The organism is Levilactobacillus parabrevis, from assembly GCF_044051715.1.
Taxonomy (GTDB): domain Bacteria; phylum Bacillota; class Bacilli; order Lactobacillales; family Lactobacillaceae; genus Levilactobacillus; species Levilactobacillus parabrevis.
Window position 1 is genome coordinate 125,606 of the sequence record NZ_CP168688.1, and the last position, 14,194, is coordinate 139,799.

The 14,194-nt window shown below is 49.4% G+C and carries 12 protein-coding genes and 1 tRNA gene; 9 read left to right on the forward strand and 4 right to left on the reverse strand.

The window, feature by feature from the left end; translation table 11 throughout:
- Positions 1–397 precede the first annotated feature (397 nt).
- Positions 398–2,008 (forward strand): peptide ABC transporter substrate-binding protein, encoded by a 1,611-nt coding sequence (locus ACEPSU_RS00690; protein WP_395323115.1) that lies wholly within the window; start codon positions 398–400, stop codon positions 2,006–2,008.
- A gap of 317 nt (positions 2,009–2,325) precedes the next feature.
- Positions 2,326–2,562 (forward strand): hypothetical protein, encoded by a 237-nt coding sequence (locus ACEPSU_RS00695; protein WP_260338362.1) that lies wholly within the window; start codon positions 2,326–2,328, stop codon positions 2,560–2,562.
- A 39-nt stretch (positions 2,563–2,601) separates the two neighbouring features.
- Here the strand turns inward: ACEPSU_RS00695 and ACEPSU_RS00700 are convergent, their stop codons facing one another.
- From ACEPSU_RS00700 to ACEPSU_RS00715, 4 genes are all read right to left on the reverse strand, one after another.
- Complete coding sequence (locus tag ACEPSU_RS00700; RefSeq protein WP_395322134.1) at positions 2,602–3,204, reverse strand: hypothetical protein; 603 nt, start codon at positions 3,202–3,204, stop codon at positions 2,602–2,604.
- Positions 3,205–3,366: 162 nt separating this feature from the next.
- Positions 3,367–4,368: a matrixin family metalloprotease gene (locus ACEPSU_RS00705; protein ID WP_395322136.1), complete on the reverse strand. Its 1,002-nt coding sequence runs from the start codon at positions 4,366–4,368 to the stop codon at positions 3,367–3,369.
- A gap of 225 nt (positions 4,369–4,593) precedes the next feature.
- Complete coding sequence (locus ACEPSU_RS00710; protein WP_395322138.1) at positions 4,594–4,905, reverse strand: hypothetical protein; 312 nt, start codon at positions 4,903–4,905, stop codon at positions 4,594–4,596.
- A gap of 220 nt (positions 4,906–5,125) precedes the next feature.
- A tRNA-Lys gene (locus tag ACEPSU_RS00715) sits at positions 5,126–5,198 on the reverse strand.
- Between the two features lie 620 nt (positions 5,199–5,818).
- Here ACEPSU_RS00715 and yycF point away from each other — a divergent pair.
- The 7 genes from yycF (at position 5,819) to rlmH (ending at position 14,167) form a co-directional block, all read left to right on the forward strand.
- Complete coding sequence (gene yycF / locus ACEPSU_RS00720) at positions 5,819–6,535, forward strand: response regulator YycF (RefSeq protein WP_020090072.1); 717 nt, start codon at positions 5,819–5,821, stop codon at positions 6,533–6,535.
- Positions 6,536–6,582: 47 nt separating this feature from the next.
- On the forward strand, positions 6,583–8,439 hold the full coding sequence (walK, locus tag ACEPSU_RS00725) for a cell wall metabolism sensor histidine kinase WalK (RefSeq protein ID WP_020090073.1): 1,857 nt from the start codon (positions 6,583–6,585) through the stop codon (positions 8,437–8,439).
- Positions 8,426–9,727: a YycH family regulatory protein gene (locus tag ACEPSU_RS00730; protein ID WP_020090074.1), complete on the forward strand. Its 1,302-nt coding sequence runs from the start codon at positions 8,426–8,428 to the stop codon at positions 9,725–9,727. Before walK ends, ACEPSU_RS00730 begins: the two co-directional genes overlap by 14 nt.
- A 26-nt stretch (positions 9,728–9,753) precedes the next feature.
- Complete coding sequence (locus tag ACEPSU_RS00735) at positions 9,754–10,611, forward strand: two-component system regulatory protein YycI (protein WP_020090075.1); 858 nt, start codon at positions 9,754–9,756, stop codon at positions 10,609–10,611.
- A 211-nt stretch (positions 10,612–10,822) separates the two neighbouring features.
- Positions 10,823–11,650, forward strand: coding sequence for an MBL fold metallo-hydrolase (locus ACEPSU_RS00740; RefSeq protein ID WP_020090076.1), 828 nt, complete (start codon positions 10,823–10,825; stop codon positions 11,648–11,650).
- A gap of 149 nt (positions 11,651–11,799) precedes the next feature.
- Positions 11,800–13,152: a S1C family serine protease gene (locus ACEPSU_RS00745; protein WP_395323116.1), complete on the forward strand. Its 1,353-nt coding sequence runs from the start codon at positions 11,800–11,802 to the stop codon at positions 13,150–13,152.
- A 535-nt stretch (positions 13,153–13,687) separates the two neighbouring features.
- Complete coding sequence (gene rlmH / locus ACEPSU_RS00750; protein ID WP_020090078.1) at positions 13,688–14,167, forward strand: 23S rRNA (pseudouridine(1915)-N(3))-methyltransferase RlmH; 480 nt, start codon at positions 13,688–13,690, stop codon at positions 14,165–14,167.
- The last annotated feature ends 27 nt before the right edge of the window (positions 14,168–14,194 follow it).

Genomic DNA, 14,194 nt, shown 5'->3' on the forward strand with positions numbered 1-14,194 from the left:
ACAGGGATAAGGGTTAGCTCTTTTTTTACCCGAATATTCAGAAAATATACATAAAAATGAATGTTTATAAAAGCATTGACAGCTATAATGAATGATGATAAATTTAATATCAATATATGAGACCAAGCAATGAAGAGTAGCCTTAATCAATTTGCCAAGCGAGTTCGGGCCGATGGGAGCCGAATCAAACGGTTGGGGTGAAGCGCATCGGAGCGTCGCGGTAATGAAAGTAGTAGTTACCCCTGGGTCGTGCCCATTACCGCACGGAGAGCTGGCTGTGATCAGCTCCATGAGAGATAAAACAAGGTGGTACCGCGAGTCATTCGCCCTTGTTGGTTTGAGGAAACCAACGAGGATGAGTGGCTCTTTTTAATTGAATGAAATGAGGGATTGGATGATGAAAAAATTAGTAGGATTAAGCTTCGGGTTATTGGCAATTGCAGCGTTAGCAGGTTGTGGGACCACGCAGGCCAAGAGTAGTGATGATAAGGCATTGAACGTTACCATGGTGGGAAATCCGGCCACGGCTAACCCAGCAATTTCTGGGGATTCCAACAGTTCTAGCATCATCGCGCAGACGCAAGAAGGTTTGTATACCTTAAATGAACAGGGGAAGGTCGTCGCTGGCGTGGCTGAAAAGGTCGTCAAGCCTACGAAGAACGGAACCGTTTATACGTTCAAAATCAAGAAGGCAGCCAAGTGGGCTAATGGTGATCCCGTAACGGCTCAGGATTTCGTCACTTCCTTTCAATGGCAGATCAACCCTAAGTCAAAGTCACAAGTTGCAAACAAATTGAAGTTCTTGAAGAACTACGATGCCGTTCAAGCCGGCAAGAAGGCCGTCTCTGCACTGGGCGTCAAGGCACTGGATAAGTCAACGTTGCAGTTGACGCTGTCGAAGGCCCAGCCTTGGTTACCCGATATCTTAGCAACGTCTGAATATCCGATGAAGACGGATCTCTTTAAAAAGTATGGGAGCAAGTATGGAACATCTTCTACCAAGACCATGTCCGAAGGGGCTTATAAGTTAGTTGGCTGGAGTGGCACGACTGACAGCTGGTCCTACGTTAAGAACACGCACTATTGGAATGCTAAGAACGTTAAGATCAATAAAGTTGCCGTACAGGTGGTCAAGGACCCAAGTACTTCTGCTAGTTTATTTAAATCCGGGAAAGTTCAAGAGACAACGTTATCCGGTCAATATATCAAACAAAATGCTAACAACAAGGAACTGAAAACCACGCTAAACAGCTCTATGCGGTTCCTGGAATTTAACGATAAGAAGACAGTTACGCATAATACTAAGGTACGGCAAGCCTTCTCCTACGTGATTGACCGGAACGCGTTGACCAAGAATGTTTTGCAAGACGGGTCGGCCGCAGCCAAAAGCTTAATTCCCTACGGTGATGGTGATGATCCAACTACCGGCAAGGACTTCTCTGAAGATGTCGGTAACCTGTTGAGCTACAATCCTAAGAAGGCAACGCAATTGTGGAATCAAGCGAAGAAGGAACTCGGTATCAAGGGTGCCAACTTGGAACTACTGACGGCTGATACTGATGAACAAAAGCATGCGGCCCAATACCTGCAACAACAGGCGCAAAAGTACATGCCGGGCCTGAAGTTGACCATTAAGTCTATGCCTCTGGCGCAACAGATTGCGAAGGGTTCCGCTGGGAACTTCGATATCGACCTGGACGGTTGGAACACGGGTTGGCGGGATCCATCCGACTTCTTGCAAATGGCTGACGGAACCAGTCCAGTTAACTTTACGAAGTGGGACAATGCACACTACACCAACTTATTAAAGAAGGTTGACGACACCTCCGCCTATACCACGCAACAACGGTGGGACCTGATGAAGGAAGCCGACAAGTACGTGACCCAACAAGCTGGACTCGTTCCGCTCTATCAACAAGCGAAAGCACATCTGGTTTCAAACCAAGTGGGTGGCTTGAAGTACACGATGATGACGGATGCACAGTACAAGTATGCCTACTGGAAGTAATTTGTTAGCGCGTGAATGAACGATCACAAAGCAATCGTAGCCGTGAGTGTTCGCCCTGAGAGACCCCACTCACCAAGTGAAATCCAACCCCTATCTGAGAAAGCTGTACCGCAAAAAATGCGGGCAGCTTTTTTTGTTTATAACCCTAAAAATAGTTGTATCAGAAAACTAATCAGCTAGCGATTAGTTTGTGTTACTATGAAATCAAGGAGGACCTCGGGGAACCGTTTTGGTCGTTGATTTGGGGGAACGTTGACGAGAGTTGGCGGCAAATTGATGACCAAATGGGGTGGGTCCGACCTGGAGGAGGCTGCGCAGTGAGTTTTCAAAAAATCTTGCGAGATCAAGTTGTGCAAACGGTTGACCTATTGGAAATATTCTTATGTTTACTGGTTCCTGTGGTTTTAGCCAAAGGGACTATCGATTATTTGTCGCAAGGGCAATTATTCTGGTTAAGTTATGGTCTTTTAATTTTAAAGAGTGTGGGTGGCTTCATCAGCCTGTTTGCCGTAATCGACCTGTTTGAGGCGGTTCGGCGTTACCACTCACGTTGAAGTGAGGTGCAGTTATCTTTAGGGATAGCTGTTTTTAGTTTAGGCAGGAAAGTCGAGACCAATCTTGCGTTGAAGGAGCTTGCTGGTCTTCTTGTGGGGTTGCTTGGCGGTCACCGTTACCTGTTCCTGGCGGAAGGCCTGATCGGACAGACGGGTTCTGACGGGAATTTTAAGGGTCACCTGTTGCTTCGCCTGTGCGTCAGCGTGGTAGACTTTCCCCCGGAATTTGAGCACAACCTTGCTGTGTACGGGAACTTTGACCGTGGGTTGCCAAGTTTGTTGGCCAGCGGGTGTCTTAGCAGACTGGAGAACTGGCTTAGTGGTCGCGTAACGCTTGGCGGAGACTTTCTTGGTCAGATGGCCATTGGTGACCTTGAAGGTGCCGTAGCCGTGAAATTTGACCCTGAAATGGTGGTGTTTGGCAGCGCGGGCCGATTGTGTGATCGTTTTTCCCTTGTACGTGACCTTGAGGTTCTGAGCGCGCGCCGACTTTGTCTTGAGGAGGAGCTTGTGGGTGTGGCCGTTGTATTGGACTTTGGTGACGGTGAAGGGGGCACGGGCTGTACTGGCCTTAAATGTTAGGCCAGCGCCAGTGCCCACGAGAATCACGGCGGCGAAGATACCTAGGGTTAGTTTGTTCATCGTTAGCCTCCTAGTTTAGCCTTCACACTACGGAAGTTTAGCGGCTAAGTCAACGTTTAACCGCTTTATACGCCAAAGTGTATACAAAGCCGCTTATAAAAAGAGTGCTAAAGCCAATAAAATCGGCGGCTTAGGGAAATTTCCCATGGTCGCCGATTTTGATTAATGGAGCATATCTTCTGTATAAATGTTGTGATCTGAGACGTGTTCAAATAGTTCGTGCCCATTATTCTTGTGAGTGTCCACGAACATCCCTTGTCCGTCGTTGATGACGTAGTAGTTACCGTTAACGTTTTTGGCCAGCATAACCACGATCTCTTCATTCTTAGGCAGAATCTCACTCTCGGCCACGGCCATGTTCTTAGTGCCTCCTTGAGTGAAGGTGACGGTTTTGCCCGTCTTGCCTTTAAAATGATGGTCAATCCGCATTGTCTGGGTCGTGTAGTAGTTCTTGGGTGCCTTGTGATGGCTGACACTCTTGATGATCTCACCCTCGACGATGACACTTGCTGTCCGCTTGATATTCTGGATGCCAGTAATACCGTTGGAATAATCCTTAATGTGGTCGACTTCTAGCTCCGGTTTGGCGGATGAAGCCAGTGTGGCACGCGTCTTGGCTGGGGTCGAATAGGCCTTCTTAACGCCACGAACATCGCAGTTTCGAATCGTGTATTTCCGGTTAGTCGGACCCATAACGCTGACGGATTTGGCGGTATTGTGGCCGAGCCCCATGCCGTGGCCGAGCTCATGAATCGCCACGTTGATCCGCTGGGCTTTGTTGTACTTGTATTTCTTCAGCACAGTCCGGTTGAGGTACATGCCGGCTCCGGTCTGATTGCCCTGCTTATCAAAGGACTTGCCGTTGTAGGCCATCCCGGTCGCGTTAGTCCAGATTCCGGTCTTCTTGCTGACGGTGGTCACGTACGACCGTGATTGCTTATTCTTCGTGGTCGACCACTTGAAGACTTTCTTCTTGTTCCAAGCCGTCCGTGCTTTGCTCCAGATGGAACGGTAGTATTTACTCGTGGATTTGGTGTAAGTGGACGCCTTCTTAGTGGCGTAGCGGTACTTGGTCGTGGGGGTGGGGTTCTTCGTCGCAGCAGCGGCCGGAACGCTCCCCAGCAGGACGAGACAGCTTAATATTCCTAATAAATGGTACTTCATCGTAAAACCAGGCCTCTCTATGTAAAATGGCGGGACGTTAGCAGCCAATTACTGGTCGGTTACGCCGGTCGATTAGATTATGTAGATACAAAACTACTTTAGTACCTTCATTGTCAGAAGTCCAGATAGCTTGGATATAAAAGGCTAAATAAAAAGGGCGACGGTCATCTTCTCATAGTAAAAAGAGAAAATAATCGTCACCACAAAAGTAGATGTCGCGTGGACTCAGGCCAGCGTTAACGTCTGGGTGTAGCGATCTTCCTGGAGCCAGGCGGTGCAAAGCTCACGAGCGATCGTCTGCGCGGTTTCTGGGGTAAAAGTTTTGATTGTGAGAAGTTGGGCAGTGAGATCGTTCATCGTTGTCTTAACGTGGCCGAGTGAGCGCTGCGTCAAATAGGTTTCCAGTGTGGTAATCTCGTCGCTAGAAAAATCGTGGTCGAGAAAAATCAAAGCGCTGGGCCGAATCCCCAATCGGTCACAGATGGCATCGAGAACCTCCAAGGTCAGCATATTCGTTGAAAAGGGTTGGTCGTTCATGTTAAGCTCCTCCTACTATTTAGTTATGGCATGCTTCAAGTGTACCAAATTGATGTGGGGAAGGCTAAAATGGATGGCTAGCAGAACCGCCACTAGCAAGCTGGGTTCTGGGCCAACAATGCAAACTGAATAAACATAACAAAAACGGATATTTATAAATTGAAGACACAAAAAAATCAGCAACCACGAAGATGTTTTCGTGAAAGCTGATTAGTAGTTATGGGCAGTCAGGGGATCGAACCCTGGACCCACGGATTAAGAGTCCGTTGCTCTGCCAGCTGAGCTAACTGCCCATGTGATTGATTTGTTGCTGTTGTATGTCTTCCATATCAACGAGAACTATCATATCATGAGGATTAGGGGGGCGCAACCCCTTTTTGAAAAAAAGTTGATTTTTATTCAAAAAATTGGTTATTCTATGGCGCTAATCCCTTAATTTACCGGGAATCTAACGCGATTGGAAAAAAATAAAATTTTTTTTGGAATTTAGCTGGTTTTAAACCAAAACGGGACGGGTACGCCGTCAAAGGAATCACGAAAAAATTAAAATCGGACAAAATACATCTATGTGTCTAATACTTTTTAACATTTCCCGGGAAATAGTTCTTTAACGCCACCTTAACGCCGCCTGGGCTCTGAACTGAAAGAAACTTCACGATGTGTTATAATTCAGGTAGCGTTGTTTTCCCGACTCTGGAACCTTATCAGGCCGGTCAGCGCACCTAAAAAATACCGGATCAGTGACAATGGCTGATCCACTATTCCTTGACTTTAAACGAGCAACACGTAAACCGTACAATAATCGTAGTGGCCCCGTTGACGATGGTACCTTGACATCCAATGGCTGGCCTGCCGGTAATCCTGCAATTACCGGATCGGACTGTATTTCCCTTTAAGGAGGAAATTTTTAATTATGCCTAAAAAAATTCTAGTTGTCGATGATGAAAAGCCTATTACTGATATTATGAAGTTTAATTTGGAAAAAGAAGGTTATGAAGTGGATGTCGCCTACGATGGCGAAGCCGCGATCCAACAGGTTGAGGACGGCGATCCTGATCTGGTGATCCTTGATTTAATGTTGCCTAAGGTCGATGGGCTGGAAGTTGCCCGGGAGATCCGTAAAAAGCATGATATGCCAATCATCATGGTCACGGCGAAGGACTCTGAACTGGATAAGGTTCTTGGTCTAGAACTAGGAGCCGATGATTATGTGACCAAGCCATTCTCCAACCGAGAACTGGTCGCACGGGTTAAGGCAAACTTGCGGCGGCAGAATACTGCGGCGCACGCGCAACCTGAAGAGCCTGAAAATCAAGACATTGAGATTGGTGATTTAACGATTCATCCCGAAGCCTACTCCGTTTCTAAGCGGGGCTCCAACATCGAATTGACCCACCGTGAATTCGAGTTGCTTCATTACTTGGCGCAACACATTGGTCAGGTTATGACCCGGGAACATTTGCTACAAACGGTGTGGGGCTACGATTACTTTGGAGACGTGCGTACCGTGGATGTCACGGTACGTCGTCTACGTGAAAAGATCGAAGACAGCCCAAGTCACCCAACCTGGTTGGTAACGCGGCGGGGTGTCGGTTACTACTTGCGTAACCCTGATTCTGATCAGGCCTAAGCTAGCGGGCTGCCGCTAAATCTCGCATTGGAGGAGTATGTGACTTCGTGAATAGCAAAATTAAATTTTTCCAGTCGATTCACTTTAAAATCGCGCTGGTCTTCGCGCTACTCCTATTATTAACGCTGGAGATCGTTGGTGCCGTCTTTGTGCGGCAGCTGGAACGTCAAAACTTAAACACGTTCAAATCCCAACAGGTGGTGCAGACGTACATCACGAACCGCTTGTCAGATGAGCTGTCGACGACGAATACCACCAAAGCGGATAAACAGATTAAATCGACCTTATCGGAGATTAACAACACCAACAACGCCCAAATTCGGGTTATTGACAACAAGGGGACCATTCGGGGAACCAACGAAGTCGATAATCAAGGGATCGTTGGCCAAAAAACCACCGATAATAACATTAAGAATTCGATCTACAACAACCGTGATGTGATCCGTACGACCTATAACTCGCAAAATAATAGTCGTTACTACACGACGATTACGCGATTGATTCGCGCGCAAGGCAACAACAGCGAATTGGTCGGGGTTATTTACATGCGGTCGAGTCTCGATTCGGTCTATCAAAATATTAACCAAATCACGCTGATCTACGTCTCCGCAACGTTTGTGGCGATCATACTGGGCCTGGTTATGGCCATCATTATTTCCCGGGCAATTACCCGGCCAATCGATGAAATGAAGAAACAAACGCTCCGGATCGCCCGTGGGGATTACTCCGGGCACGTGCGGGTCTATGGGACCGATGAACTGGGCCAATTGGCCAGTGCCGTCAATAACCTGTCTGTGCGGGTGGAAGAGGCTCAAGAATCCACAGAGTCCGAACGCCGCCGGCTGGATTCCGTGATGTCACACATGACGGATGGGGTTATTGCCACCGATCGGCGTGGAAATGTCACAATTATTAACGAAACGGCTGCCAGTTTCCTGGATACGGAGACCGACAGTGCCGTGGGTAAATCAATTCTGGATCTCTTAGACATTCGTGACGACTATACGTTGCGCGAACTGTTGGAAGACCCGGACGATTTAGTCTTGGACTTTTCTACTAAAGAACACGACCTGATTCTGCAAGCTTACTTCTCGTTGATTCAACGGGAATCTGGCTTTATTTCCGGGTTGGTCTGTGTGCTCCATGACGTCACCGAACAACAGAAGATCGATCAGGACCGGAAGCAATTCGTTTCCAACGTTTCGCATGAACTGCGAACGCCATTGACGAGTGTCCGGGCCTACATTGAATCCCTGTCGGAAGGGGCCTGGAAGGACCCTGAGATCGCGCCGAAATTCCTGAAGGTCACGCAAGAGGAAACTGACCGGATGATTCGGATGATTAACGACCTCTTAACCTTGTCGCGGATGGATTCTGGGACACAAAAGGTTGATCTGGAAATGGTCAATTTAAATGAGCTCTTTAACTACGTCCTCGACCGTTTCGACATGATGTTGAAGCAGGATGATCGGCCTGAAAAGACCTACACCATCAAGCGGGACTTTACCAAGCGCGACCTCTGGGTTGAAATCGATACCGACCGGTTCACGCAGGTGCTCGATAACTTAATGAACAACGCGATCAAGTACTCTCCAGATGGGGGAACTGTGACCTGTCGGCTGTTAGAGACGCACAACAACGTTATTCTCAGCGTCTCTGACCAAGGTCTCGGGATTCCGCGGGCAGATATTCCCCGGATTTTCGATCGCTTCTACCGGGTCGACAAGGCCCGTTCACGGGCCCAAGGTGGGACTGGTCTGGGATTAGCAATTTCCAGAGAAGTCGTCCAGCTCCTGGGTGGCCGAATCTGGGTCGACAGTCGCGAAGGCCGGGGATCAACGTTCTATATTTCCCTGCCTTACAAGCCGTACGAGGAGGAGGATCTTTGGGATGAAGATAACTAAAGCCTTCTTACCACTAGGACTGGCCGCTGCGGTCACCGTCAGCGTGGTCCTATCCGCGATGATTTGGACCAATCCGGCGCAGTACGAGCGGAATCGGCAACGCAGCTCGAATACACCAACGACTGAGTTGAGTACCCGGCCGCAAAAGGACGTCTACCTGCCAACTCAGGTGGTTTTCAGTGATGCCAACGGGAATCAGGAACTCCTGAATAACCGAAAAGTTAATCTGACCACCGAGTTGCGAGAGGCGCTGTCTAAATGGGAATTTCGCCGCGTCAGCAAGGTCAATATTGGTTCGAAGCGTGAGTACATGACGTACTTGACGCGGAAGAGTAGTTTGATGCTATCCTACGCGAGTCCAATTAACGTTAAAATGTTTAATACCGTCTTCAGTAGTACGCTGAATAGCCATGCGACGCGCTTTTCTCGGATCGTCGTGCCGTTGAATGACAATCACCATATTTACTTGCTGGACGATAAGGACCAAGATGTCTATCAGGTTGCGGTGAAGTCGGCGAACGCTACGGCAATTCGCAAGATCATGAAGGAAAACCTCTTTCGGATCAACGTGAAGATGCAGTGGCTGAGCGATTCGGCTACCGCCTACGTCAAGTCGCGTGTGGCCGTGCCGTCGTATAGCTACTTGGTCAACCAGCAGTCGACCGATTACTTTACGACTCGGCTCCTGAACAAAGGGGAGTCGACCAACGTTTCGGCCAAGAAGAATAAGGATAATACCATCTATAGTGATGGGGCTTCGCGGCAACTGACGGTCTACAATAAGCAGGGAACCGCGTTGTTCGAGGATTACAGTGCCTTGCAGGCGTCACTGAGCTTCAGCCAAGCGCTCAAGGCTAGTTATAGCGCGGTCAAGACTATTGGGATTCCGATGGAAAATCTGCGGTATTACGGCTACAGTTCAGGCAATTCAACGGTGACCTACCGGAGCTTCGTTGAAGGCTTCCCGATCTTTAATCAGAGTAACTATGGGGCAGCGCGGATTCAGATGCTCTCGCAGGGCGTTCGCCGCTACAACTTCTCACTGTATAGCTTGCAGGTCCCAGTGCCGACGGATAAAAAGTCTGTCACGTTGCCGGGCACCCAGGCTGTCATTGACCAGTTGACCGCTGCTGGTTATCATAAATCTAAGATCAGTAGCATTCAGATTGGTTATCAATGGCTGACGTCCTCATCATCCGATAAGGTCGTTAACCTGACGCCAACGTGGTACGTTCACTATGACGGTAGCTGGAAGACCTACACGCAACTGTTGAAGCAACAACAGTAATCTGCTGAAAGGGAGGGCAATCTGGCATGGATTTTCGGCGCATCGAGTGGCTATTTTTAGTCGCGTTCATTGCAATTGATATATTCCTGTTCGCAGCGTTTCAACACGATACGACTGGCCAGACGGATGCCACCTCCAGTCGTTCGGCGGATAGTGATACGACGATCATCAAGGAAATGCGAACGGACGACATCAAATTCAGTTCGCCGTCCAAGCAGAGTGGTGAGGGTTACTACGTCTCCACGAGTAATAATGATAGCGTGAAGAGTGAGTTAACGGAGCTGTCGGATCAGACGGTGCGTTACCAAACGGATGGCACCTTCACCTCGACGTTCAAGACCGCGATTTCCGGAGTGGATGTCGATCATCCGGATAAGGCCTTGGATACGGTCGTCAACAACGCCACGTTGATTCTGAACGGCGGCGAGTATAAATATAACAAGCAATTGTCCAGCCGCAACACGGTCGTTTACACGCAACGCGTAACGGACGGACAGATTTATTCGAAATACGGTGAGATTCGGTTTAGCCTGACCAACGATGGCACCGTGACCGGCTATACGCAGGGGTACTTGACGGATGTGAAGACGCTGCGTGAAAAGACGGATACGATTTCTGAACGGAAGGCTCTGATTTGGCTGTACCAATACAACCAAATTGCCAATAACACCAAGATCGTGTGGACCAAGCTGGCCTATACCCGCTACTTTAATTTGAAGAACAGTAGCGTCTACATTCCAACTTGGGTCATCGCGGTCAAGACCAATAGCGGGAGTAACGCGGGCGTCTTGCAGCTGAAACACGTCAATGCCTTTACGGGGGCAATCCTGACGTCGGACAGTAACGTCAAGACCGTCAGCGGAACCGCGACAACCAGCGAATAGAAAGGGCGGCCACGGCCGCTTTTTTAATTGCTTGCGGGGTTTCGGACTAAATGCGGACGGGTTCAGCAGTTAGCGGCCGGTTGGTGCAGGAGTGACTGTCCAATTGGGACCCAGCAATGACGACTGGCTGACGGTAAAAGAAAGTGAATAATAGTTACAAGGCCGTCGAAATGCGGTATTATTACGGTATTGAATTTTAAGGAGAGGTCGAATGGATTTGCGGACGGAAACAGCAACAGCGGATGACCTACGCATCAGCGTGTTATCCAGCGGCAGTACGGGAAACGTGTGCTACGTGGAGAGCCCCAACGAACGCATTATGATTGATGCCGGGTTGAGTGGCAAGAAGATTGAAAAGTTAATGGGTAATATCGACCGGGACATGAAGGACGTGAACGCCCTCCTGGTCACTCACGAACACTCGGATCACCGGCAGGCCGTGGGCATCTTGGCCCGGCGCTACAAGCAACTCGATGTGTACGCTAACCAAGGGACCTGGGACGCCATGAGCTCGAAGATCGGTAAGGTCGATCTGGCCCAGAAGAACTTGTTTGCCCCGGACACCGTCCAAACGTTTGGCGATATTGACGTGGAGAGTTTCTCGGTGTCTCATGATGCTGCGGAGCCCCAATTCTACGCGATTCACTACCACGGCAAGACCTTCGTGATCTTGACAGATACCGGCTATGTGTCGGAGCATGTGGAAGGCGTGATCGCCGATGCCGACGCCTACTTGCTGGAGTGTAACCACGATGTGGAGATGCTGCGGATGGGTGAGTACTCGTGGCCACTGAAGCAACGCATCCTTGGTGACAAGGGGCACTTGTCCAATGAAGAGGGCGCCGATGCCCTGATGGACGTGCTGGGTAACCGGACTAAGAAGATCTACCTGGGGCACCGGAGCCTGCATAATAACATGCAGTCGTTGTGTCACCTGACCGTGGCCTCCATGATGGAGAACAGAGACTTTGGTGTGGGTCACGACTTCCAGTTGATCGATACCAACCCAGAGGAAGCCACGCCACTGGTTGCTTTATAAAGAAAACGTAAACTTTAGGACTTCGGCAACGATTTATCAAAAAAAATTCACACAATCCAGCTATTATAAGAGTTATCAAAAATGCGGTTGGGAGCCTAAACGTCCCGGCCGACGAAAGAGGAGGGTTAGCGCGCGTTTTGCGCAATGCTATGGATAACAATAATAATCAAAACAATCAGACTAATGATAATAACCAGGCAACACCAACACCCACGCCGGAACCCCAACCACGGAAGCGGCGGGGCGGCATCACTTTAACCAAGGTAGCCGTAACGGCGGCTGTCGCCGGACTACTTGGCGGTGGTGTGGCTTACGGTGGTATTTCTTATATTAATAATAGTGGTATTAATGATACGGCTGTTCCTAGTGGAAGTAATTCCACTGGTAACACGAAGACTTCGAACGTGACGGTCAACGTCTCGAGCCAATCGACCAAGGCCTTTAACCAGGTCAAGGGGGCCATGGTCTCCGTGGTCAACCTGCAGAAGCAGAATAGTAGTAGCAACACGCTGGGACAGTTGTTTGGGGACAGTTCATCCTCTGGCTCCAGCAAGTCGAAATCCGAATTGGAAGAGGCTTCGGAAGGTTCCGGGGTCGTTTATAAGAAGGATGGCAGTACGGCTTACATCGTGACCAACAACCACGTGGTCTCCGGCTCATCAGCGTTACGGGTCGTGACCAGTTCGGGTAAGCAGTTGCAGGCGAAGTTAGTTGGGAAAGATTCCGTGACTGACTTGGCCGTGCTGAAGGTTAATGGTGCCGACTTGAAGACGGTCGCTTCGTTCGGAAACTCCGATAAGATCAAGGTCGGCGAGACCGCCTTGGCAATCGGATCGCCACTGGGTAGCCAGTATGCGACCTCGCTGACGGAAGGAATCATTTCCGCTAAGAAGCGGACGATTGAGACCACGAACTCTGCCGGAACTCAGACCGGGAACGCCACGGTTATCCAAACGGATGCCGCGATTAACCCCGGGAACTCTGGTGGAGCGTTGATCAACGTTGGTGGGCAAGTCGTGGGGATTACCTCATCGAAGATTGCCAGTGACGCTGAAGGTACGAGTGTTGAGGGGATGGGCTTTGCCATTCCGTCAAACGAAGTGGTCAACATCATCAATCAGCTGGTGAAGAAGGGCAAGGTTGTGCGGCCAGCGTTAGGGATTACCTACGTCGACTTAGCCAACGTTTCCAGCTCGCAACAGAAGTCGGTCCTGAAACTGCCATCAAGTGTGGACGCTGGGGTCGTGGTCATGAGCGCTTCGTCTGGGTCACCAGCGAAGAAGGCTGGCCTGTCCAAGTATGACGTCATCACGGAGTTGGGTGGTCACAAGATTTCCGACCAGTCGACGCTGCGAGACATCCTCTACACGTATAAGCTGAACGATACCGTCTCGATGACTTACTACCATAATGGTAAGAAGCAGACGACGAAGGTCAAGTTGACCGAGAGCAGTTCGCAGTTAAAGAACACTACCAGTACGACGGAAAACTCAGAAAGTTAGTCAAAATGAAAGCGGTCGTTGGATTTTTCCAGCGGCCGCTTTTTGCGTATGATAAACTATTCAATGAAAAGCCGAAGTTTAGGGTCGGTTAAGGCGGGATGAAAACGTACCCGCCGGTTGGCTGGCCGAACGAACTAACGTGACCCCCCCAACGTAATTCAGCCGCAAAAATAACGGTAATTATATCTGTGGATAACTTAGGGGACAACCCGGACCCCCAACCGGTAGAAAAGTTATAAACAGGACTAGAACGGTATTGATAGCGGTGTAAAAGTTATCCACAGGTGCTGGGGATAACTGTGGAAAGAAAAACTTTATCCGTTCAAAACGGTCGCTAAACGTTGACGTGTCAGGGATTGTAAGCGGGAACGCCGAACGTCTGTTTTGCGTAAAACCGGTGGATAACTAAATAAGGATTGACATTTTAGTAAAAATAGATGTCGTAGGTGGGACGCAATTTACCCCCAACATCTAGGAAGGTAGGTTGTGCACCTGTGGATAACTTTGTGGACAACCTGTGTATAGGAGGATAATTATGAACATCAAATTCGTCGTCGTGGGTAAACTAAAGGAAAAGTACTTCAAACAGGGAATCGCGGAGTATGCCAAGCGGCTCTCCCGTTTCTGCAAATTCAGCATCGTCGAGGTGCCGGATGAAAAGGCTCCAGAAAGCATGTCGCAGGCGGAAATGGACCAGGTAATGGCGGCGGAGGGCGAGCGAATCCTGAGTAAGATTAAGGACCGCGAATACGTCTACGCATTGGCTATCCTGGGCAAGGAACGCTCATCGGAGGAGTTTGCCAAGGAGATCAAGGACCTGACCACCTACGGCCACTCAGACATCACCTTCGTCATCGGTGGCTCGCTGGGACTGACGCCAGCCGTCCTGAAGCGAGCGAACACGCAGATCTCGTTTGGCCGTTTCACGCTGCCGCACCAGTTGATGCGGTTGGTGCTGACGGAGCAGGTTTATCGGGCGTTTATGATTAATGAGGGGAGCCCATATCATAAGTGATGCGGTTATTGGTAAAATAGTGGAGTA